The following is a 21,276-nucleotide window of genomic DNA, read 5'->3' as shown; positions in this document are numbered from 1 at the left end:
TTCGGCAGACCAGGGACGGATGTCAGGTCCGCAGCAAGAGCGGGTTGGCTGGCTTGAAGGACAGGGCCGCCCGGGCGCCCGGAGGTAGTTCATCGGCGGACGCAGGGATGTCCACACGGATGACTTGTCCAGTGCCGTGTTCCAGCTTGACACTCACGCGGGTGACTGGCCCCAGAAAGCTCCGGGTCATCACCACGCCGGTGAGAGCACCTGGGTCTGCATCTTGTACCGGGGCGATGCGGATCTCCTCCGGACGAAGGACAAGATTGACGTCTGTGCCGCGGCCATGTCGAGCTGCCGCGGGTGCGGTGATGCGCTGTCCGTAGACGACGACCTCGTTGCCGTGCGCGACCGCGGGGAGGATATTACCAGCGCCGATGAATGTGGCGACGAACTCGGTGGCTGGCTCCTGGTAGACGGTCGAAGGCGCCGCAAGCTGTTCCAGCCGGCCCTCGCGCATCACGCCTACCCGATCGGACATGGAGAGGGCCTCTTCTTGATTGTGGGTGACGAACAGTGTCGTAATGCCAAGCTCGCTTTGGATCCGGCGGATCTCCTCGCGCAGGGTGGCCCGTACGTTTGCATCAAGCGCCGAAAGCGGTTCGTCAAGCAGCAGGACCTGGGGAGTGGCAGCCAGAGCCCGGGCCAGGGCGACTCGCTGCTGCTGGCCGCCGGACAGTTGGTGCGGAAAATGATCTGCCCGTTCCGATAGGCCGACCAGTTCAAGCAATTCCGCGGCCCTTTTTTGGCGGCGAATGCTAGAGATTCTGCGCACTCGAAGTCCGAACTCCACGTTGACTTGTGCAGTCATGTTAGGAAAGAGACTGTAGCTCTGGAAGACCATACCCATATCTCGCTTGCTTGACGGTACATGGGTGATATCTGCACCGTTGACGAGGATGTGACCTGTATCGGCCGTTTCGAAACCGGCCACGATGCGAAGGGTTGTAGTCTTGCCGCATCCGCTCGGTCCTAGCAGGCTTACAAATTCGCCCGCTTGAATGCCTAGTTCGAGTCCATTCAGAGCGCTGGAGGCACCAAAGGACTTACGCAGGGAGCGGAGCTGCACGTGCCACATCGCCATCTTGCTCCCTGTTGTCATGCATGGTCCTGGTCGATGGGACGCGAGCGCCGGTAGCTGACGGCGGAGACGGCAAACAAGAGCGCGAAGACAAAAATGATCGCGGCCAGTGAGACAGCGACTGCTGATTCCGCGTTGGACTTGCTCAAGAGGTCGATCTCCACTTGAAGATTACTGAAATTCAGCAAGGACGCGAGGGTAAACTCGCCCAGGACTACAGAGACAGTGAGCAACGCCGCTGCCATCAATGCGCCTCGCATGTTAGGTACGACGACTCGCACCAACACAGTGAGCCATGAAGCCCCCAGCCCCCGGGCCGCCTCGACCAAAGTGGGCAGGTCCATCGCCGTGAGCCCAATATCGATGGCCCGGGATGCGTAGGGCAGTGCGAGGACGGTGTAGCTGAAGGTGAGGGTCAGTGGTGATTCTCCTAGGAGGCGTGCGACCCAAGTGTAGACAGGTGCAATGCCCACGACCAGGACAATGGCTGGGATAACCAGAGGCAGCAGGCACAGAGCTTCGACCAGCCGACGGATCTTTGGCAGTTTCAGTCTCACCCAAGTCAGTGTCGGGACCAGCAAGGCCAGCGTGAGGACCGTGGTGAGGCCGGACAATGCCAGGGACGTAGCGATTGCCGACACCAGTTCAGGGGTGTCGGCGATAGCTGCCCATGCCTGCAGGCCCCGGCGTCCTTGCACCTCGCGGGTGCTGAATTCCACCATGGCGATCAGCGGCAGCAGGAAGAATCCCCCCAGTGGCAACAGCACCGTCCAACGCAGCATGGTCTGGCGGCGGGTGCGGCGGCTAGGTGAGGACGGCAGTAGCGCTGCCTCATGCTCAGGGGAAAGCGGCGAAGGAAGTGGCCTTTGGCTCAGCCCGGTCACCTCCACCATCTCGTCGCACGCCGCATTAGTAGCGCGTAGAAGACCATGACAACTGCGGCCACCATGATCATACTCAATCCGAGCGCCTTGCCGAGGTTCTCCTGTCCGAGCAACACCTCGCTCGTGAAGTAGGCCCTGATTTTTAGAGGAATAAGAGGGCTGCCCTGTGACACAAGCGCGGCTGCAGTTGCATACGCGGAGAAGGCGTTGGCGAACAGCAGCAAGCTGGCGCCCATAAAGGAGGGAAGCAAGAGGGGAATTGCAACGTGCCGCCAGTAATTCCACGTGGTACCACCAAGACTATTGACGGCTTCCCGCCAATTGGGGCGCATTCCTTCCAATGCAGGCAGAAAGATAATTACCATGAGCGGGATCTGAAAGTAGGAATAGACGAGCAGCAGTCCCGGGAGATCGAACAACCATACGCCTTGAGCGAAAAGGTCAATAGAGAAATAGTTTCGGAGAAATTCAGTTACTAGTCCGGTGAGACCGAATGTGGCGATAAAGGCAAAGGCGAGCGTGACGCCACCAAATTGGGCGAGCACGGCACAGGCTGAGCTGGCTACACGGCGTAGTACACCGCGCGGTTTTGCCGTGGATAGCGCCCAGGCCAGGAGTGCTCCCAGGATCGCGCCGACTGCTGCAGAAGTGGCTGAGAGCTGAAGGCTGCGCACGTACGCCTCCAGGTACACACGGTGGGTCAAGGCCCGCACGTTGACCATGGAGGCGTTGCCCTGATCGTCTTGAAAGGCCCCGACCACGACGATCAGGGTGGGAAAGATGAGGAAGATGCCTACATAGGTGAAAAAGGGGAGCACTCCCAAGTAACGCAAGCCAATGCGTGTTGTTGCCCTGATTCCCCGAGCCGGATTCCGAGCATCTTCGGTCATCGGTCAGCCGACAGCATTCGCCCAGTGCTCTGACAGGTACGCCCTTGCGGCTTCTACCTGTTTGGGGTTCGGGAAGATAGGTTCGCCCTCGACTGCTGGCAGCCTGCCGTATGCCTTCTTGTCGACCGTGCCTGCATTGACCATCCCATCAAGACGCACCGGCCGCGCATACCCATTCAGGAAGATGTTCTGGCCCTCGTCTGAGTAGAGAAACTCCTGCCACAGACGAGCTGCTGCCGGATGGGGGGCCTCTCTATTGATAGCCTGCGCGTAGTAGGATCCCAAGACCGCGCTCTTTGGGACGATAACTTTCCAGTCAATCTTTCCCGCGAATTTGACAGATGAAGCGGTATTCAGGTAGTCCCAGTCGAAAACGACAGGGGTCTGTCCGCTCGAAATCGTCGCAGGCGTGGGATTGATCGGCAGAAGGTTTCCCCTCTTCTTCAATTCAGCGAAGAATTCAACACCTGGGGCGATGTTGTCGGCAGACCCTCCGTTAGCCAGGGCCGCGGTGATGACAGCGCTGAACGCTGAAGCCGACTGGGTAGGATCGCCATTGAGGACGACTTTTCCCTTATATTCAGGCTTCAATAGGTCCTGAATGGTGGCAGGCGCTGGCACCTTTGATGCATCGTACCCGACCGACATATAGCCGCCGTAATCATTCGTCCACCGGCCGTCGGGGTCCTTGAGGTGCTCCGGAATGCCCTTCCACTGACTTACTTTGTACGAGGCAAAGAGGCCTGTGTTGGCGAGCGCAAAGCTCTGCCCCAAGTCGAAGACGTCAGGAGCACGGCTCGTCCCGGACAGCTGCTTAGCGGCGTTGATCTCCTCCTGACTTGAGGCATCGGGTTGCCGTGAATCTACCTTAATTCGGTATTTCTCAGAGAAAACCTTGATCATCTGTCGATAGTTAGCCCAATCGGGGGGCAGGGCGATGACGTTGAGTTGCCCTTCCTCCTGCGCCGCCTCGATCAGTTTCTCCATACCACCCAGGTCCGTCACGGACTCGGCGGAGGACGCGTCACCGTCCGCGTCCGAGGATGAGGAACCACAAGCCCCCATAGCAACTAGCACAACCCATCCGGTGAGCGCTGCGACGCTTACACTGACTCGATTGCGCCTCATGCGAGTCTCTCCCTATCGGCTTGGGCATCACTTGCCGGAGTGCATGCCACCTCGCCGCCTGGGCCGCACTTGGTGACCCGGCGACAGTAGGCCTCCACCGCAGCGCGGGCCCAGCATTCGTTGGGCGCACCCCGGGCAAGAAATGTCGTGTTTGTCCGGCTAGTAGCCTTTCAGAAGACTGGATCACCGTCCACTCGGACAGGCATGCTTCGAGGCGATGGCATATGCGCCCTCGGCAGGAGGCGGCGATGCAATGTTCACGGAGACAGCTTGGGAAGATGGAGACACCCGACGGAGCACGCCGCTGCATCCAGGTCACCGTCCCCCGCGACGAGGGGAAGAAACGCTGGTCGCTCGCTTCGGCGGGATCCCGCTCATCCGGCAGCGCGCGGAAGTTCGCACCGACATCCGGCCGGTCATGGCCAGCATGAGCAACGAGCTGACCACGGTCTCCTCGCCGAGTACTGCGAGATCTGGGAGACGCGGACGAACGTTGAGGTCCACCACGTCCGCAAACTCGCTGATCTCAACCGACCCGGACGCCGGGAGAGGCCCACGTGGGTCCATCTGATGGCGATGCGACGGCGCAAGACCCTGGTGATCTGCCGCGCTGTCAAGAAGACATCCACGCGGGACGTCCCACCGCACCACCCCGGAAGTGATCACTGGAGAGCCGGATCCCTGGAAATCGGGCCCGCCCGGTTCGGAAAGGGCCGCCGGAAAGGGACCCGAGCCACGGGCACCTTAAGACCGTGTCCTACATGGTCAGTTTGAGGAGCCGTTTGTAGCAGCAGAGGGCGGATGCCAGGCCAAGAAAGGCCAGGTAGTTGCCGGGTTTCCGTTCGTAGCGGTGGTTGAGTCGGCGGTAGCCGGTAAGCCAGGACGTTGCGTTCGATGACCCACCTGCGCCGGCCGAGTCCTTCACTGAGGTTCTTCAGCGGTGCTTCTCCAGGGTGAGGATGGCCTTGGCGATTGACGTCAGGCGGTTGGGACTGCAGCGGGCGCGGCGGAAGATCCGCCAGGACTTGAGTAGGGCGAAGGCCCGCTCGACCGGGCTGCGGAGCCGTGCGTGCGCGCGGTTGACGGACTTCTGGTGCGCGGTCAGCTCACGGCCGCGGTGCCGTTTGTATGGTGTGCAGAAGGTTCCGCCGGCTCCTTCGTAGGCTTTGTCCGCCAGGACGGGAATCTTCAGGCGTTCACATACGGTGATGATGCGGTGGGTGCGGGCGGCGGTGATGTCCACCGTGCGGCCCGGCAGGGCTGGCGAGTACCAGATCAGCTTGCCGGTCGGTCCGGTGACGGCCTGGATGTTCACTCCGTGCCGTCTGGCCTTGCCGGAGTAGTCGCGTTCGCCGTCGCCGACCCGGTCGCACTCGGCGATGGTGCCGTCCACGAGGACGTGGTCGGGCTTGGCCCGCCGCAGTGCGCGGGTGAGAGACGGGGCCATGTCCGCCAGCAACGCGGTGACGCTGTGTACATAGGCGTGGGCGGTGGCTTCGCTGATCCGGAAGCCCGCGGCGATCTTGGCGAGGGTGGTGTGCTCGCGCAGGTACACCAGGGCCACCATGGCCCGCTGGGAGGGGCGCAGCTTGCAGCGGCGGTCACCCTCGCGGGTGACGATCAGCATGGTCACCCACTCCACCAGTGCATGCGGCAGGTCGAGTGCGCAAGGATAGGTCACCAACGAGGCCCCCTGGCTGGCGAGTCGAGACGTGAGACATCTCGCTCAACAGCCCGAGGGCCTCGCCTGTTACGCCCCGCCGCCGGTCACCCGATCAGTGGCCACTCTGAAGAACCTCACTGGAGTCGATGCCCTTGCGTGCGATGCGGACGCCGATGCGTTTGCCCCACAGCCATCGCCGCAGGTGAGGGATGTCGTACGCCTTGTCTGCATGAAGGCGTACAGGTTTGGAGTCGGCCGCGTGGGATTCGTGTCCCATGTGGAAATGGGACAGCATCGGCTTCAGAGCGAGACTGTCGTGGGTGTTGGCCGCGGAGACCCCGACCCGTAGGGGCAGTCCGTTCGCGTCGGACAGGACATGCATCTTGGAACCGGGCTTACCCCGGTACACGGGGCTCGGACCTCCAAGTCGCCCCTTTTTTAGCGCGGACATGTACTGAGTCGAGGACTGCACGGGACAGGTCGACCAGGTCCTGCTCGTCCATGAGCTGGAGAACCTTCTGATACAGCCGGCCCCAGACCCCGGCCCGGGACCAGATGGCGAAGCGGCGGTGCACGGTCGACTTCGACGCCCCGAAGCACGGTGGCAACGCCCGCCATGCACAGATGGTGTCCCTCGTCGTGGTGTTGCGGATCAGCGGCTGGGAGTGCGCGGGCGTCTGCCCGGGGCGCACTTCCACGGGTGAGTGCCGCTCCCTGAACAGGGGGTGGGCCACCGCGTAACTCTTCTTGGTGAACAGCCAGTTCAACCACGAGGAGTACACGATGGCCCTGTCCCAGTCTGAGCTGATACGGCTGCTTGAGTCACTACGCTCGACCGACGGAATCGAGTTCATCCGCACCATCGCCGAGCGGATGGTGCAGGAGCTGATCGAGGCCGAGGCGAGTGCCCATATCGGTGCGGAGTGGAACGAGCACACGCCGACGCGGACCACCATCCGCAACGGGCACCGCGAGAAGGTGCTGACCACGCTGGCCGGCGACCTGAACCTGGAGATCCCCAAGGTCCGCACCGGCAGTTTCTTCCCGTCACTGCTGGAACGGCGGCGCCGGATCGACCAGGCCCTCTATGCCGTGATCATGGAGGCATACGTGCACGGTGTGTCCACCCGCAGCGTGGATGACCTGGTCAAAGCCCTGGGTGGGGACAGCGGCATCTCGAAGTCGGAGGTCTCACGGATCTGCGCGGCGCTGGACGAACCGCTGACCGCGTTCCGCACCCGCCCACTCGACCATGTCCGCTTCCCCTACGTCTACCTGGATGCCACGTACTGCAAGGGGCGGGTCAACCACCAGATTGTCTCCCGGGCCGTCGTGGTGGCCACCGGCATCACCGAGGACGGCAACCGCGAGGTCCTGGGCCTGATGGCCGGAGACAGCGAGAGCGAGGCGTTCTGGAAGGAGTTCCTGCGCTCCCTGCGTGAACGCGGACTGTCCGGGGTCCGCCTCGTCGTCACCGACCAGCACTCGGGTCTGGTCGCCGCGGTCCGCAAGGTGATGCTGGGCGCCGCCTGGCAGCGGTGCAGGGTTCATTTCCTGCGCAACGTCTTCGGCGTGATCGACCGGGACTCCGGTGAAATGGTTGCCGCGACGATCCGCACGATCTTCACCCAGCCCACTGCCGGCCTCGTGCGCACCCAGCTCGACACCGTCGCGGACATGCTCGGCACCCAGTTCCCCAAGGTCAAAGCCATGCTCCTCGACGCGAAGGAAGACCTGACAGCATTCGCGGACTTCCCACCGAGGCACTGGAAGAAGATCCAGTCGACCAACCCGCTGGAGCGGATCAACCGGGAGATCAAGCGCCGCACCGACGTCGTCCAGGTCTTCCCCAACGACGACGCGCTCTTGCGGCTCGTCACCGCCGTGCTGTTCGAGATGCACGACGAATGGATCGCCTTCCCCCGCCGCTACCTCCCCGAAGGCAGCATGGACGAGCTCTACTCCGAACGCCCCGAAAGCGCCCCCGCACTACCCAACACCCCGAACACGCCCACCAGTTGATCGGCAACACCACGACGGGGGACACCATCCATGCACAGCCGCTGACCAGGACGTAGATGATCGCGGCAAACACCGCCTCATCATCGATGTTCGCGACCCCGCCGCCCTGCGGCCGAATCCGCGCCACCGGCAGCAGCGGCCTGGCCAGCTCCCACAAGCCGTCCGGAACAATCCATCCCCACCGTCCACTCCCCACACCCAGCACAACCGCCAACTGACCATGTAGTCACGGTCTTGCCGACGGCGGCTTTGGCGCCGGATTCCTCCCACGCCTTGCAGTCGTTGCGGTTTCCGGCGAGAGGCCGGCCCACGACGACGACCAGGCTGGTGTCTGCGCCGATGACGACCAGGTGGTTGGTCGAGTACCGGTACTTCTTGGACTGCTCCGCCACCGTTTGGTCGCGGGTGGGGACCAGGGTGCCGTCCACGATGAGCACGGTGTCCTTGGCGACCGCTTGCGGGGCTGGAGCGCGAGCATCGGTCCGAGGTGGTCGATGATGCGGTCAGCTGCCGACTTGGACACCCCGAAGAGCAGGGCGAGCCGGCGCATCGTCAAGTCCGTGCGCCAGTACGCCGCGACCAGCAGAGCCCGGTCCTCCAGCGGGAGGCTCCATGGCCGGCCCCTTGCGGACCGCATCCGCACCCTCGCGCCGCAACACGGTCACCAGCTTGCCGAAGAGGCGGGGGCTCAGCCCGGTGAACGGGGCTGTCCAGGACGGCTCCGCCGCCGTGATCACACCAGTCACATCAAGATCATCTCACCCGTGACCAGCAGTTACGGGACAGCCCTTCGTCGGCGGCCTACTTCACTGGGCGGCTGCTCGGGGAAACCCACCGATGGAGACATCGGCAGGGTCATCCGAGTCGACCTCACCCAAGGCGCGGAACGGGTCACTCCTTGACCTTCTCGATCAACAGCGCGGGCAATCGCGGAAAACGAGTCCAGTTAGGGATCGCGAGGAAGCGGTGAATCGCCGCCATCGAGTTGCTACCGCTGCCCCAGACCAGGGGGGTGAACAAAACTCGCACCTTCACATACGGCAGGGAAGGCAGGCAGTCCTTCCGCTGTGCGGCCAGGTGCAATCGTCCTCAGAACGGCATGGGACGACCAGAGGGAGTTCGCAGGTCTGGCGGTGAAATGGGCCGAGGTGTCCGCGGCTGCTTGTGGATGAGAATCTTGCGCATATCGATCACCGATCGCGATTGGACAGTCGGGCGCGGTGCCGCGTCGACGGATAAACGTTCGCCTGCGGTGGCAGGCGTAGTGCAGCGCCACGAGCCGGCACGTCACCTGGCCTGAAGCGCAGGAACGGCTCCGTGCGACAGGACCCCGGCTGTGCCGCTGGGCGGCAAAGAGGCTTCTCCGGGTGAACTGTGCTGCTCGGGTCTACTCTCGGGCTGGCTACCGCCGGATCTTCACTATCCGGGCGAGCGGTTGCCTTGCAGTGTGCAGGTTCTCCCTGTCACAAACGTCCACTGATCGAGAAGCGCCTTGTTTTCTTATCTGTCTTCAGTCAATGCCATCCAGTGGCCGCAGGAATCAGGGGAAACCCCTAGTCCTTGGGGCACCCATCCCTAGGGGTGCCCCCGTGGCTTGGGTGAGGCGGGCGTTGAGGCGGTGTGCTGGAGCTGGGAAGGGGTGAAGTCGTCGGGCTTGGAGGGTGACGACTAAGCCTGAAACCGCAGTGCGAGGACCTTCGAGCCATGGGCCCGTAGGGCGGGGCGCTCGTGTGCGTCACGCTCTAGGTTCGATGCCGCCCTGCTTCAAGGCGTGGAGGGCACGTCTTCCGTCGCCAACCGGCCCATCTACGTGGCCCTGGCCGTCACTGTCGAGGGCCGGCGCGAGATCCTGGGCCTGTGGGCCGGGGACGGCGGTGAGGGCGCCAAGCACTGGCTGCACATCCTCACCGAGATCAAGAACCGCGGTGTCAACGACGTGCTGATGCTGGTCTGCGACGGGCTCAAGGGCCGGCCCGAGGCGGTCTGGCCTTGCACGATCGTGCAGATCTGCGTGGTGCACCTGCTGCGGAACTCCTTCAGCTACGCAGCCCGCCAGGACCGGGACAAGATCGCCAAACTCCTCAAGCCCGTCTGCACCGCACCGACCGAGGAAGTGGCTTGTTGCGGTTCGCGGAGTTCGCTGACGCGTGAGGAAGGAACTATCCGGCGATCGTGAAGCTGTGGGAGAACGCCTGGGAGGAGTTCACCCCGTTCCTGCGGTTCGACACCGAGATGCGCCGCATCATCTGCACCACCAACGCTATTGAGTCGGTGAACGCGCGGATACGGCGCGCAGTCAAGGCCCGCGGCCACTTCTCCTGCGAGCAGGCCGCGCCGAAGTGCGTCTACATGGCGATCATGTCTCTCGATCCCACCGGCAAGGGCCAGGCCCGCTGGACCATGTGCTGGAAGACCGCGCTGAACGCCTTTCGACATCACCTTCGACGGCCGACTCTCAGCAGCCCGCCAGTAGTCAACAACCCAGTTGCATCGCTCGTTTGACGGACCCGCCAAGGGCGTCCTCACCCTGGAGAAGCAACGCTGAAGAAGCTCAATCGACCCGGCGGTTCACAGAGCGGTGCGGAGCTGGCGGCGGCGGGAGGTGAGTCCGAGATTGGTGCAGATGTGCCCGAGGCGGTATTCAACGGTTTTTCCGCTGACGTAGAGTTTTGCGGCGATTTCCCGGTTGGCTTTCCCTTGTGCGGCCAGCCGGGCGACCGTGTATTCGCGTTCGGTGAGGCTCTATGTCGCGGTGCTGGTAGCAGGGTGGACACCGCAGACGGTGAGGTCGGCGGCGGCACGTTCGGCGAAGGGAACTGCGCCGGGCGTGGCAAATCGCTGGTGGGCGGAGTGCAAGAGGTCGGCCGCGCGGTGGCGCTCACCGGTGGCAAGGACGAGGCGTCCGTACGTAGGCGTGCTCGAGGCGGGCCTGGTGGAACGGTACGTCCGTCTCACCCGGGGGCAGCCCCTTGCTGTAGGCGGCCTCTGCGGCCTCGGCATCGTAGTGGGCTTCGGTGAATTGGCCGGCTGATCAGGCGGTGATGGCGTGCAGATAGGGCAGTTCGTCGGCGAGCTAGCGCAGTTCGTCGAGAGTCTGCTGAGCCTCGTGGAGGTGGCCAGTGCCGATGAGGGCCTCGGTCTGCAGGGACAGGGCCAGGGGTGCATGAGCAGGCGCTGCCCGGTGTCGGGCATGTTCGGGTTCTGGCGGAGGGCGTCGAGCATGCTGGCCTGGTCTCCCCGTGCTTGGGCCAGTGCGGCAACGGCTACGATCGGGTAGCGCCCGAACATTCGTGGCATGGGCGACCAGGTGCGTATGCCTGCAGGTGTTTCTGGGCAGTCCACCAGCGGCCCTGGCCCGCGGCGATGATGGCTGTCCACGGCGTGTCCGGGAGTGTGGCCCGCTCTATATCCGGCGGTTTCGCCCTCGACCATCCCCTGTTCCGCGTGCACTGCGGCCTCATCTCAGGAGCCGAGGAAGTACTGGCAGAACGCCATCCAGCAATGGCGTCATCAGCCAAGGGCACGTCATCGATCACTATCGCGACAGGATTGAGGTTCTCCGCCGCGCCCAGCAGGGTGATCACCTCGGCCCCCACCGCCATGGGCTCCACTATCGGTCCGAGCCCCCCGGTCAGCACCGGGGACTGCGCCAGCAAGTGCGAGTCTACGTGCCGCAGCAGCTGGTCCACCACCCCCGAACGGCCAGTCCTGTTCCGCGGCGTCGCATCCCGCCCACCACACCGCGAGCCCCTCAAGACCGACCATCGCTTCTCGCAGCAGCGACGTCTTCCCGATCCGGCCTCCCCCTCCACCGAGACCACCCGCGGCGCACCCCCCATCACCTGAGCCGAGCAGTCCTCGATCAACCGCAGCTCCACCTTCCTGCCGACGATCCCCCGGCACCCCGACGCATCCGACGTACACATGCCACCAGAAACGACTTCCAGGACGCGAAGGAGACCTGCCACCTCGCCAAGGGCGCCAGATCACATGGAACTCCTGGCACCGCATGGGTGTGATCGGCCTGGTCGCCTACGCCTTCCCGGTCGCCACCGCCGCCCTCGAACGCGCCGCCCAGACCTGCCCCGCCGAAGCCGACCTCGTCCCCCTCAGCAGCCACGGACTCCTCCGCCTGCTACCGGCCATGATCCTTCCGCCGCCCCGGCGAGACCCCGAACACCCGCTGTCGTGGTCCACCTGGCGCCGCCGCCACCAACACTCCCGCCTCTGTCACCAGCGATGGCACGCCTACGCAAGCCCTGGGCACCAGCAGGCTTCCATGCTCGGCGAGTCCAGGTGCGCGCGGAGCATACCCTCACTATTCCCCGCCGGATTTTCGTCCCGCCCGCCCCCGCGTGCGGCCATCGCGGGCAGTCTGCGTCTGCGTTCTGTGCGTGACTACGGCAAACTGGCAGTACCAGAGATTTCGGCCGCATCGGCAGATGACCATGAGCCACAGCAATGACGTGCTCCCGACGTCACCAGTTCAAGCCTCGCCCCAGTTTGACGCGCCCAGCCGCGTCAAACGCCTCCACCTACGGATCTGGCACAAACTCGCACTCATCGTCATAGCCTTCCTGGTCCCGCTTGCTCTGGCGTGCACCTACCTGGTCGCCCAGCAGAGGGAAAGTGCCGACCTCGCCCACAACGAATTGCGCGGTACCCAGTACCTTCGCTCGCTGAGTACCTTGACCTCCGACCTGGTCGCCTACCGCTCGCTGGCGACGATCACCAATCGAGGCGGGGACGTGTCACCGTCGCAACTCCAGGCGGCACAGGGACTGGTCGACCGCGATTTCGCCCGCTTGAGCAGCACTGCCCCTTCACTGCAACGCCAACTCAAAGCCGATCTGGAGGCCAAGAACCTGGTACGGATCCTGCCGGCGGCGCTGCACGCCGATTGGCGGAGGGTCAAGGGCCTGGCCCCGGCGGAGGCCCTGAGTTCGGGACTGACGCAACAGTTGGTGGCAAATGTCCTTGCGCAATATTCTTATGTCGGCGAGACATCCGAACTGATACTTGACCCGGATTTTGACAGCTACTACACCATGACCGCCCTGTTGATGAACGAGCCGGTACTGGTGAATCAGGTGGGCCGCCTCGGGGACTTGTTGAACATCATCGTACTAAAAGGAAGCAGTCTGGCCCCAACCGACCGGACAGCACTCATTCAGGCGGCTGGCCTTGCCGACGAGCAGCTGGTGAAGTTGCAGGATTCATTGAATCGCGCCATCAGCTCAACCTCCTCCAACAACACGTCGCTGCGGTCTAGTGTGCTGCCTCTACTGAATCAGACCAACGGCGCGGTCCGCGCCCTTATCGGCGCCGCCAATTTCGAAGTGTCATCATCGGAGCCCGGGCTGTCCCTGGCTGACACGCAGCCCTTGCCCGGTGCGGCGCTCCAAGTCAACACACAGTTGTGGAACACTCTGTTCGACCAGTATGACCGCATGGTGCACTCCCGAATCGACCGGATGGAAGAGCGCAACGCGATGCTCCTGGCGAGCATCGGCATAGCATTTGTGCTGATCCTGGCACTGACCACCCTCACGTCCCGCCGTATCGTCCACAACCTGTCACGCGTGGCCAATGCCTCCCAAGCGCTGGCAGCCGGCAACCTGGAGCGGCGGGCTCACGTGGCCAGCCACGATGAGGTGGCCACCTTGGCCGACACGTTCAACACCATGGCCGACCACCTGCAAGCAAGCTACTTCGCCTTGCAGGAAAGCCATAGGGCTGTCGAAGACAAAGTCCGGGCGCGGACCGAGGAACTGCACAAGCGCACCAAGCTCCTGCATTTGCTACAAGGCGTGGCCACCGCTGCGAACAAGGCCATGACATGGGATGAGGCCCTACAGAACGGGCTGACCCTGATCTGCACGTACCTGGACTGGCCGGCCGGGCACGCCTACATCGTCACGCCGTCGCCCGACGACGAAAACACACCCCTCCTGTTCGCCTGCCCCGCCTGGTACACCCAGACCAGCACACCAGCATCATGGTGGAAGCAGGTGCAGGCCGAGGCTGCCCGCGCGCCGTCGCCGCTGGTGCAGAGTGCCCTTTCCAGCGGCCAGCCCCAAGGCCCCGTCCCGCTGCAGGCGGAGACCGGCCTGCCAGCCCTTCCTCCCGCGCAGTCACGAGTCCGCGGAACTGTTGCGTTTCCGGTGTCGGCACGCCAGGAGATCGTGGCCGTGGTCGAATTCTTCACCAGCGACACAGAGCCCCTGGAGAAATCCACCACGGCACTGATCGCAGACCTGGTCGGCCAGCTCGGCCGGGTACGTGAACGGGAGATCACCAGTACGGCGCTGCAGACCGCGGCGGAGACGGCCGAGACCGCCACCCGAGCGAAGAGTGCTTTCCTGGCAACTATGAGCCATGAGATCCGTACCCCAATGAACGCTGTGATGGGCATGACGGAACTCCTGCTTGATGCTTCCCTGACCGACGAGCAGCGTAGCTTCGCCGAGATCATCCATAACAGCGCCGACAGCCTGCTGACGATCATCAACGACATTTTGGACTTCTCCAAATTTGAAGCCGGGAAGTTCCAGCTCGAGCAGACACCCGTTGACCTGTCCCGCTGCATCGAGTCGGCCTTCGATCTCATCACACCCAAGGCCAGGGAGAAGGCCGGTCTGGACCTCGCCTACGTTATCGGCCCGGACCTGCCGGACGAAATAATGAGTGACGGGATGCGGCTGCGTCAGATTCTCGTCAATCTCCTGAGTAACGCCGTCAAGTTCACCGAGACCGGCGAGGTCGTCCTGACAGTCAGTCGGCTGCCACCGGCACACGACGGCCCTCAGTCAGCGGCGCCGGAGGGCCAGGAGGCGTTCACCGTGCAGTTCTCGGTTCGGGACACCGGGATGGGTATCCCCCCGGACGGGATCAGCCAGCTCTTCCTGCCCTTCGAGCAGCTCGACTCCTCCACCACCCGCCGCTACGGCGGGACCGGGCTAGGGCTGGCCATCAGCCAGCGGCTGGTCGAACAGATGGGCGGCATGATCTGGTGCGAATCTGAAGTCGGCCAGGGGTCGACATTTCATTTCACGGCAACGACTCGTGAGGTATCCCCGCAGCTGCGGCACACCAAGGCTCCTGGCGAAAACGATCTGCGCGGTCGGCACATGCTGGCCGTCGACGACAACCCGACCAACCGCATGATCCTGTCCAGCCAGGGCGAGACCTGGGGAATGCACGTGCGCGCCACGGGATCAGCCAGGGAGGCCCTCGAATGGATCCGCAACGGCGACCCGTTCGACATAGCAATCCTGGACATGCAAATGCCCCACATGGATGGCGTAGCCCTCGCCCGAGAGATCAAGCGCTGTCGCGAGGGCCTGCCGATGATTCTTCTGACCTCCCTGGGCAAGCCGGAGGCCCGCCCCAAGGACATGACGCTGTTCAGCGCCTATCACACCAAGCCGATCAGGGCCGCACAGCTGCACGACACCCTGTGCCAGACGCTGATACCGTCCGACCAAAGCCTCGCAGTCCAGCACCCCCCAACCCGGACAGCACCCCGGCCCGCCCCGGCACCGTTGCGGATCCTGCTGGCCGAGGACAACAACGTCAACCAACAGCTCGCTCTGCGCATGCTCAACAAGATTGGCTATTCGGCAGACGCAGTCAGCGACGGCGCCCAAGTGCTCGATGCGCTGCGTAACCGGCCTTACGACGTCATCCTGATGGATGTTCACATGCCCGTCATGAACGGGATGGATGCCTCCCGGGCCATCCAGCGAGAATGGCCCGGCAGGCAACGCCCACGCATCATCGCCCTGACCGCCAGCGCCCTGCCTGAAGACCGTGAGGCCTGTATCGCCGCTGGCATGGACGACTACATAACAAAACCCCTTAGCATAGAAACCCTGGCCGCCGCCCTTGCCCAGCCCACCACCAGCGCTGAGGACCTTCGCAGCGCACCCTGAGCCTCTTTCACCGGGACTGTGCATCTCGTTGGTGTAACTCCCGGTCATGGCAGAAGCACCGATGGCCAGTGATAAGGCGTCCGGACGAGGCCGGTCGGGCAAGGCCGGGGCTGAGATACCCGACCGGACCTTCGCGACCAGTCGTGATCAAGAACGACAGCTCCCGTGTCAGCGCTGCCAGACGGCACGGTAGTGATCCCGATACCCATTCGGCGGCTCATAAACGTTGCCCGATCCGATGTTCTTCTTGGTGACCACATGCAGCGGTGCGATGTAGTAGCTCGGAGGCGATCCGGCGAAGGCGCGATTCAGCTCGTCAATGAGCTGCCAACCCTGCTCGTGAAGCGGTTCCGGAATTGTCGCGGTCTGGTACTCGCCTGCCCGAATTCGTTTGAACGCAGGGACTGAACCGTCACCACCAGAAGTATTGAAGGGCGGTCCGGCAGGGGGCTTCCTTGCCTTCCTAAGGGAAGAAACGGCGCCATCATAGTAGAGGTCGTTGATGGCAACGGAGTCCGTCCAGCGCGATCCGAAGCGGGAAAGCAGATGATTTACTTTCTGCGGGGTACGTTCAACGGCGGCACCGAGGGGGATGCTGACGTAGGACAGTACTGAACATTCCTTGCAGGACTCGATGGTGTCTTGCATGATTTGCGCCTTGGAGTGCGCGATCGGAATGGAGTCATCCGTGAAGATCACCGTACCCGTATGGCCGTTTGACCGAGCAATGGCGAATTGCGCGGCAAGTTGCGCCACCTTGGTGGTGTCTGTCCCTACGTTGTAGAAGACCGCAGGGTCAGTGAGCGGCCCAGGGTTGTCACCCGAATGCCACCCGACCACCGTAATGCCCTTGCTACTTGCTTGAGCCAGCAATGGTGCCTCGCCCTGCGCGTCGAAGGCACCAAGAATAATTCCGTCCGGCTTCTGATCGATGGCCTTCTGCAGGGCGGCAGTGATGCCAGAAGGCGTGCCTCCGCCGTCGATGAGACGGAAATCCCACCCGATGACCTTGGCGGCTTCGCGAGCCCCCTCCATCGAGCCGGTCACGCCTCCATTGGCCAGTGTCTCGGAAACATAAATGACCAGGCGGCGTCCACTGACGGCTGCCGGTCCGGTGACAGGACCCGTCCATCGAGACGGTCCAGTCCTGCTCGCCGCAGCCACTGCCCTCTTCGCCTCCTGGACCACCGGATCCAAAGCTCCGGTACCGGTCGTCGGGCTGTCGCCCGGTCGGGCCTGACCGCCCTGCGAGCAACTTGTGAGTGCCAGTAGGAGCGCAATGACCAGAACAGGTACCAGCGGTCGACCGGTACGGCCGCCTGCGCCGACCGTCCGGAAATTGATGCTGCCCACTGGATGCCTCCTACCAGCGAAGTCCTGGACCGGAATTTCCGACCCCACAGTACGGGGCAGGTCGGCCACCACAAGTACACTCTCATCCGAGAGAATGTTTGTCATCCTTGAGAGTGAACCTTTCACGCTAAAAGCTGCACGCGAAATGGTACGGGTGATGGCGGGGACGGATATGCCCGCTGGAGCCGAACTCGAATTCGGCTCTGCACATCGCAGCAGGATCGGTGGTGATCAGACCTCCTCATCCAACCCGACGGTGCGTCGCAGCTCCTCGGTAGCCTCACCGGTCTGCCGTCCCGCTCCTCCAGGAGCCCGGAGGCTCTGGCATCCAGCTTCCACTGGATCGCGTGTTCGGCCCTCTGCCACAAACTCTCCAACAAGCCACTCAGCTTGAACTCGTAGACGCCGAGAGGGCGTGACGGTCCTTGATCCCTGCGGTATGGCAGGTTCATGCGGTATGCGCAGAGGGGCGGGTATACGCCTGCCGAGCAGGAACGACGTGAACAACTGCGGCTGAAGGCCGCTGAGTTATTTGAGCAGGGCGAGAGTTCTGGTGCGGTCGCGGCGGAGTTACGGGTAGCGCCGCGCACTGTGCGACTGTGGCGTCAGCGGTGGCGCGAGGGCGGGGTGCAGGCCCTGCGTTCCAGGGGACCGGTGTCGCCGGAGCGTCTGTCGGCGCGGCAGTTCGCGCGTCTGGAAGCAGAACTGCGGCGCGGCCCGCCGGCGCACGGATTCGCCGACGACCAGCGGTGGACGCTGAAGCGGATCAAGGCGCTGATCGGGCGGCTGTTCCATGTGGGCTACACGGTGCAGGGCGTGTGGAAGCTGATGCGGCGCCACGGCTGGTCGTGCCAGGTCCCGGTGCGCCGGGCCGCCGAGCGGGACGAGGAGGCCATCGAGGTGTGGAAGCAGGAGGTGTGGCCGCAGGTAAAACCAGTGCGGCGGACCTGGGCGCCTACATCTGCTTCGAGGACGAGGCGGGGCAGGGCCTGAGGCCGCCGAAGGGCCGCACATGGGCCCCGCGCGGGGCACGGCCCGTGGTGAGGGTGCGTGGCAGAGGTTCCGGCCGGGTCAACGTGGCCGGCGCGGTCTGCTTCCGCCCCGGCGAGCGCCCGCACTTCTTCTACCGGCTGCACGTCTATCACGGGCGCAAGGGCGAGCCCAAGAGCTTCGCCTGGCACGAGTACCGCGAACTGATCCTCGCCGTTCACCAGCAGCTGCACGCGCCGCTCGTGTGGTGCTGGGACAACCTGAACGTGCACCTGTGTGCACAGATGAAGGAGTTCGCCGACGAACACCAGGAGTGGCTGCGTGTGATCCAGATGCCCGCGTATGCACCCGAGCTGAACCCCACCGAGGGCGTCTGGTCACTCCTGAAACGCTCCATCGCCAACTTCGTCGCCGCCGACCTGGGCGGCCTCGTCCGCATCGTCAAGCGCAAGCTCAAGAAGATCCAGTACCGGCCCGACCTGATCAACGGCTGCCTCACCGAGACCGGCCTGGTGATCGAACCACCGTGATCCACCAGCCGGCGTCTACGAGTTCAAGCTGAGCAGCAAGAGCAGGGCTGCAGGCCAATGGCCATGAATTACCGCGCTTGAACTTGTAGCGTCGCAGCCAGTGAGCCTTTTCCATCCTCAGTCTGAGCTGGTCAGGTGGAGTGTGAGGACAGCCTGGAGGGAGGCTCGTGATGTGGGTCACCGACCTGACGATGATCCCCACGCACGAGGGGCCACTGTGGCTGTCAGCCATCCGTGACGCCTTCTCCCGCCGCGTGGTTGCCTGGGAGACCTCCGAGAAGGCGGACGCCGACCTGGTCCTCACCGTCCTTGAGTACGCCCTCGCCTCCCGCGAGGTCACGCCCGGCACACTCGTCCATCACGCCGACCACGGCTGTCAGTACACATCCGTGAAGCTGACAACACGACTGGTCAGGGAAGGCGTTGAAGCGTCCATGGGGCTGTGTCGGATCCTGTTACGACTGTGAGGATGGGGTCACCGCCGTGGGAGTGGCCTGACTCTTGCTTACGACTGACCCTGCGGGTGTCCTGGCTGTTGATCTGTCGGGCACTTCCGCGGCGGGCTCGATGCGGGCCGTCGGCCGCGCGGGCAGTGACCGCATAGGAGCCTGCTGCCACCTGGCGCTCGTCACAGTCCTGTCCTCTCGCCCGGCCGATGGTCTCGCGCTGACCGCCGTCTCCTGGGAGGGGAACGGACAGCCATGACCAGCATCCTGCAGGCCGAGCCGATCGGGAAAGTCGTCGTCGGGGTCGACGCCCACAAGTACGTGCACACCGCGGTTGTCGTCGACGTCGTCGGCGGTACCCAGGGCACCCTCAGCGTCGCCGCCGACCGGGGTGGATACGAGCAACTCGTCCAGTGGACCGCTCAGTTCGGACAAGTCCTCGGCTTCGGTGTTGAGGGCACCGGCTCCTACGGCGCTGGTCTCGCCTCTCATCTGCGCAGACACGGCCATAAGGTCATCGAGGTCAACCGGCCCGACCGCCGGGTGCGGCGCCGGCGCGGCAAGTCTGACCCCATTGATGCCGAGAACGCCGCCCGTGCTGTCCTCGCGGGCACTGCGACCGCCACACCGAAGAGTGCCGAAGGCACGGTGGAGATGATCCGCCACACCAAGATCGCCGGGATACGGCCGTGAAGTCCCGCACCCTTCAGGGACTGTCGAAGATGATGCTCATCGAACGGTGCGCGGGACTGCGTCCTGGCCAGGTCACCAGCGTCCTGGCCCCGGCCAAACGCTCCCTGCGGTCGTTGGCCCGCCGCTGGCTCGCTCTCGACGAGGAGATCAAGGACCACGACCGCCTGCTGGGCGAGCTCACCCGCCGGCAGACCCCCGATCTCGTGGACTCCTTCGGGATCGGCGCGGATACGGCGGCCGAGGTCCTGGTTGTAGTCGGTGACAACCCCGAACGCATACGCTCACAGGCGGCGTTCGCCAAACTCGCCGGCGTCTGCCCCGTCCCGGCCCTCCTCCGGCAAGACCGACCGGCACCGGCTCAACCGCGGCGGCCACCGCCAGCTGAACTCCGCGCTCTACCGGGGCGTCATCGTTCGAATGCGCTTCCATCAGCCCACCATCGACTACGTCGCCCGGCGCACCAGCGAGGGCAAGACAAAGAAAGAGATCATCCGCTGCCTCAAGCGGTTTCTCGCCCGCGAGATTTACCAGATGGTCAAAGCCCGGCCCGATCCTGCCAAAGCGGCTTGACGAACTATAGGAGCGTCAATGCCCTGGCCGAATCATTCTTCGGCGCCCTGAAGAACGAGCGCGTTTCGAGGGTGACTTACCTGACCCGCGACATCGCCAGGCAGTGCATCACCCGTTAGATCGAATTCTGGTACAGTTACAAACGCCTTCACTCGGCGGTGGGTTACCGTACTCCCCGCGAAGCCCACGCCGCGTACCAGAAGTTGCGAATCGTCGCGTGAGTCAATAGTCAGATGCCTGTCCGGAAAGCACGAGGCCCCTCAAGGCGAGCGATTCCGCGATGCCCGCCCGGGGCTTCGCTGCCGCTCTAGGCGGAGTCTTCAAATGATCTTGCAGGGTGGATCATGGTCGGGTGATACGTCGACATGAACTGTCCGATGCCGAGTGGGAGTTCGTCCGGCCGCTGCTGCCTGTGTCGTTGCGGGGCAGAAGGCGATTGGACGACCGCACGGTGCTCAACGGGATCGTGTGGAAGTTCCGCACTGGGACGGCTTGGCGTGATGTGCCCGAGCGGTACGGTCCGTGGGCCACGCTGCACACCCGCTTCCGCCGATGAGCCCTGGACGGCACCTTCGAGCGAATGCTCCAGGCCGCCCAGGCGAGGGCGGACGCGGCCGGCGACATCGACTGGCTCGTGTCGGTCGACTCCACCGTGGTCCGCGCCCACCAGCACGCCGCCGGGGCGCGAAAAGGGGGCTCCGCAGCCCCGGACTCGGACGGTCCCGGGGCGGCCTGACCAGCAAACTCCACCTGGCCTGCGACGCCCTGGGCCGTCCTCTCGCCTTCACCGTCACGGCCGGCAACACCAACAACTGCACCCAGTTCATCGCCGTGATGGAGGCGATACGGGTGCCCCGGACCGGTCCCGGACGACCCCGCGTCCGGCCCGATCACGTCCTGGGCGACAAGGGCTACAGCTCCAAGGCCATCCGGACCTGGCTCAGACGGCGCGGCAACGCCCACACCATCCCCGAACTGGCCGACCAGATCCGCAACCGGCTCCGGCGCGGCAGCCGGGGCGGCCGGCCGCCGACCTTCGACAAGCAGCTCGACAAGCAGCGCAACGTGGTCGAGAGAAGCAAGCCGCAGTGC

The 21,276-nt window shown here is 64.0% G+C and carries 17 protein-coding genes and 8 pseudogenes; 13 read left to right on the top strand and 12 right to left on the bottom strand.

What is annotated here, in order from left to right; genetic code table 11:
- Positions 1–22: 22 nt before the first annotated feature.
- Genes OG331_RS47320 through OG331_RS47305 form a run of 4 tightly spaced genes read right to left on the bottom strand, consistent with a single transcriptional unit; the run spans position 23 to position 3,983 of the window.
- Positions 23–1,102: an ABC transporter ATP-binding protein gene (locus OG331_RS47320; RefSeq protein ID WP_406209407.1), complete on the bottom strand. Its 1,080-nt coding sequence runs from the start codon at positions 1,100–1,102 to the stop codon at positions 23–25.
- Complete coding sequence (locus tag OG331_RS47315) at positions 1,099–1,965, bottom strand: ABC transporter permease (RefSeq protein WP_406209404.1); 867 nt, start codon at positions 1,963–1,965, stop codon at positions 1,099–1,101. The genes OG331_RS47320 and OG331_RS47315 overlap by 4 nt, the downstream gene beginning before the upstream one ends.
- Positions 1,962–2,855: an ABC transporter permease gene (locus OG331_RS47310; RefSeq protein WP_406209401.1), complete on the bottom strand. Its 894-nt coding sequence runs from the start codon at positions 2,853–2,855 to the stop codon at positions 1,962–1,964. Before OG331_RS47310 ends, OG331_RS47315 begins: the two co-directional genes overlap by 4 nt.
- A 3-nt stretch (positions 2,856–2,858) precedes the next feature.
- Positions 2,859–3,983: an ABC transporter substrate-binding protein gene (locus tag OG331_RS47305; protein ID WP_406209398.1), complete on the bottom strand. Its 1,125-nt coding sequence runs from the start codon at positions 3,981–3,983 to the stop codon at positions 2,859–2,861.
- A 204-nt stretch (positions 3,984–4,187) separates the two neighbouring features.
- Here OG331_RS47305 and OG331_RS47300 point away from each other — a divergent pair, with 204 nt between their 5' ends.
- On the top strand, positions 4,188–4,757 hold the full coding sequence (locus OG331_RS47300; protein WP_406210815.1) for a hypothetical protein: 570 nt from the start codon (positions 4,188–4,190) through the stop codon (positions 4,755–4,757).
- Here the strand turns inward: OG331_RS47300 and OG331_RS47295 are convergent.
- From OG331_RS47295 to OG331_RS47285, 3 genes and pseudogenes are all read right to left on the bottom strand, one after another.
- A pseudogene (locus tag OG331_RS47295) lies at positions 4,741–4,909 on the bottom strand (transposase); the annotation flags it as partial. The gene OG331_RS47300 and the pseudogene OG331_RS47295 sit on opposite strands and share 17 nt — an antisense overlap.
- An 8-nt stretch (positions 4,910–4,917) precedes the next feature.
- A complete protein-coding gene (locus OG331_RS47290; protein WP_406209395.1) occupies positions 4,918–5,667 on the bottom strand; it encodes a transposase family protein in 750 nt (249 codons plus the stop codon).
- A 106-nt stretch (positions 5,668–5,773) separates the two neighbouring features.
- Positions 5,774–6,269: pseudogene (locus tag OG331_RS47285) on the bottom strand (IS5 family transposase); the annotation flags it as partial.
- Here OG331_RS47285 and OG331_RS47280 point away from each other — a divergent pair.
- The gene (locus OG331_RS47280; protein ID WP_406210955.1) at positions 6,202–6,387 is read left to right on the top strand and encodes a hypothetical protein; all 186 of its coding nucleotides are present in this window, start codon (positions 6,202–6,204) and stop codon (positions 6,385–6,387) included. The pseudogene OG331_RS47285 and the gene OG331_RS47280 overlap by 68 nt on opposite strands.
- 42 nt (positions 6,388–6,429) lie before the next feature.
- Positions 6,430–7,668, top strand: coding sequence for an IS256 family transposase (locus OG331_RS47275; RefSeq protein ID WP_406209691.1), 1,239 nt, complete (start codon positions 6,430–6,432; stop codon positions 7,666–7,668).
- A gap of 16 nt (positions 7,669–7,684) precedes the next feature.
- On the opposite strand, the pseudogene OG331_RS47270 reads toward OG331_RS47275, so the two are convergent.
- The 3 genes and pseudogenes from OG331_RS47270 to OG331_RS47260 form a co-directional block, all read right to left on the bottom strand.
- Positions 7,685–7,864, bottom strand: a pseudogene (locus OG331_RS47270) (transposase); the annotation flags it as partial.
- Positions 7,860–8,414: pseudogene (locus OG331_RS47265) on the bottom strand (transposase family protein); the annotation flags it as partial. The pseudogenes OG331_RS47265 and OG331_RS47270, both read right to left, overlap by 5 nt.
- 145 nt (positions 8,415–8,559) lie before the next feature.
- The gene (locus OG331_RS47260; protein ID WP_406209392.1) at positions 8,560–8,688 is read right to left on the bottom strand and encodes a hypothetical protein; all 129 of its coding nucleotides are present in this window, start codon (positions 8,686–8,688) and stop codon (positions 8,560–8,562) included.
- A gap of 733 nt (positions 8,689–9,421) precedes the next feature.
- On the opposite strand from OG331_RS47260, the pseudogene OG331_RS47255 reads away from it, so the two are divergent.
- Positions 9,422–10,141, top strand: a pseudogene (locus OG331_RS47255) (IS256 family transposase); the annotation flags it as partial.
- A gap of 95 nt (positions 10,142–10,236) precedes the next feature.
- Here the strand turns inward: OG331_RS47255 and OG331_RS47250 are convergent.
- A pseudogene (locus OG331_RS47250) lies at positions 10,237–10,398 on the bottom strand (helix-turn-helix transcriptional regulator); the annotation flags it as partial.
- 1,712 nt (positions 10,399–12,110) lie between these two features.
- On the opposite strand from OG331_RS47250, the gene OG331_RS47245 reads away from it, so the two are divergent.
- Entirely contained in the window at positions 12,111–15,602 is a 3,492-nt protein-coding gene (locus tag OG331_RS47245; RefSeq protein ID WP_406209390.1) for a response regulator, read from the top strand.
- A 168-nt stretch (positions 15,603–15,770) separates the two neighbouring features.
- Here the strand turns inward: OG331_RS47245 and OG331_RS47240 are convergent, their stop codons facing one another.
- Positions 15,771–16,649 carry a substrate-binding domain-containing protein gene (locus OG331_RS47240; protein ID WP_406209387.1) on the bottom strand — a complete coding sequence of 293 codons (879 nt, stop codon included), beginning with the start codon at positions 16,647–16,649 and terminating at the stop codon, positions 15,771–15,773.
- A 756-nt stretch (positions 16,650–17,405) separates the two neighbouring features.
- Here OG331_RS47240 and OG331_RS47235 point away from each other — a divergent pair.
- From OG331_RS47235 to OG331_RS47200, 8 genes and pseudogenes are all read left to right on the top strand, one after another.
- A complete protein-coding gene (locus tag OG331_RS47235; RefSeq protein WP_406209385.1) occupies positions 17,406–17,948 on the top strand; it encodes a winged helix-turn-helix domain-containing protein in 543 nt (180 codons plus the stop codon).
- Positions 17,873–18,475, top strand: a complete 603-nt coding sequence (locus OG331_RS47230) for a transposase (RefSeq protein ID WP_406209382.1) — start codon at positions 17,873–17,875, stop codon at positions 18,473–18,475. The genes OG331_RS47235 and OG331_RS47230 overlap by 76 nt, the downstream gene beginning before the upstream one ends.
- A 170-nt stretch (positions 18,476–18,645) precedes the next feature.
- Positions 18,646–18,942, top strand: coding sequence for a transposase (locus tag OG331_RS47225; protein WP_406209379.1), 297 nt, complete (start codon positions 18,646–18,648; stop codon positions 18,940–18,942).
- A 234-nt stretch (positions 18,943–19,176) separates the two neighbouring features.
- Positions 19,177–19,614, top strand: coding sequence for a transposase (locus tag OG331_RS47220; RefSeq protein WP_406209377.1), 438 nt, complete (start codon positions 19,177–19,179; stop codon positions 19,612–19,614).
- 29 nt (positions 19,615–19,643) lie between these two features.
- Positions 19,644–19,889: pseudogene (locus OG331_RS47215) on the top strand (IS110 family transposase); the annotation flags it as partial.
- Entirely contained in the window at positions 19,873–20,184 is a 312-nt protein-coding gene (locus OG331_RS47210; RefSeq protein WP_406209374.1) for a transposase, read from the top strand. The pseudogene OG331_RS47215 and the gene OG331_RS47210, both read left to right, overlap by 17 nt.
- Positions 20,181–20,303 (top strand): hypothetical protein, encoded by a 123-nt coding sequence (locus tag OG331_RS47205; RefSeq protein ID WP_406210952.1) that lies wholly within the window; start codon positions 20,181–20,183, stop codon positions 20,301–20,303. Before OG331_RS47210 ends, OG331_RS47205 begins: the two co-directional genes overlap by 4 nt.
- Before the next feature lie 233 nt (positions 20,304–20,536).
- A pseudogene (locus OG331_RS47200) lies at positions 20,537–21,261 on the top strand (IS5 family transposase); the annotation flags it as partial.
- Positions 21,262–21,276 lie beyond the last annotated feature (15 nt).

The organism is Streptomyces sp. NBC_01017, assembly GCF_045162795.1.
Lineage (GTDB): Bacteria > Actinomycetota > Actinomycetes > Streptomycetales > Streptomycetaceae > Streptomyces > Streptomyces machairae.
This window is presented reverse-complemented; position numbering and strand designations above follow the sequence as displayed.

Excerpts from the sequence above, each read along its gene's own strand:
- OG331_RS47280 (WP_406210955.1), top strand. The coding sequence starts at position 6,202 with ATGGCGAAGCGGCGGTGCACGGTCGACTTCGACGCCCCGAAGCACGGT.
- OG331_RS47300 (WP_406210815.1), top strand. The coding sequence starts at position 4,188 with ATGCTTCGAGGCGATGGCATATGCGCCCTCGGCAGGAGGCGGCGATGC.
- OG331_RS47305 (WP_406209398.1), bottom strand. The coding sequence starts at position 3,983 with ATGAGGCGCAATCGAGTCAGTGTAAGCGTCGCAGCGCTCACCGGATGG.
- OG331_RS47320 (WP_406209407.1), bottom strand. The coding sequence starts at position 1,102 with ATGACAACAGGGAGCAAGATGGCGATGTGGCACGTGCAGCTCCGCTCC.
- OG331_RS47310 (WP_406209401.1), bottom strand. The coding sequence starts at position 2,855 with ATGACCGAAGATGCTCGGAATCCGGCTCGGGGAATCAGGGCAACAACA.
- OG331_RS47235 (WP_406209385.1), top strand. The coding sequence starts at position 17,406 with ATGCGGTATGCGCAGAGGGGCGGGTATACGCCTGCCGAGCAGGAACGA.
- OG331_RS47275 (WP_406209691.1), top strand. The coding sequence starts at position 6,430 with ATGGCCCTGTCCCAGTCTGAGCTGATACGGCTGCTTGAGTCACTACGC.
- OG331_RS47220 (WP_406209377.1), top strand. The coding sequence starts at position 19,177 with ATGACCAGCATCCTGCAGGCCGAGCCGATCGGGAAAGTCGTCGTCGGG.
- OG331_RS47225 (WP_406209379.1), top strand. The coding sequence starts at position 18,646 with ATGTGGGTCACCGACCTGACGATGATCCCCACGCACGAGGGGCCACTG.
- OG331_RS47245 (WP_406209390.1), top strand. The coding sequence starts at position 12,111 with ATGACCATGAGCCACAGCAATGACGTGCTCCCGACGTCACCAGTTCAA.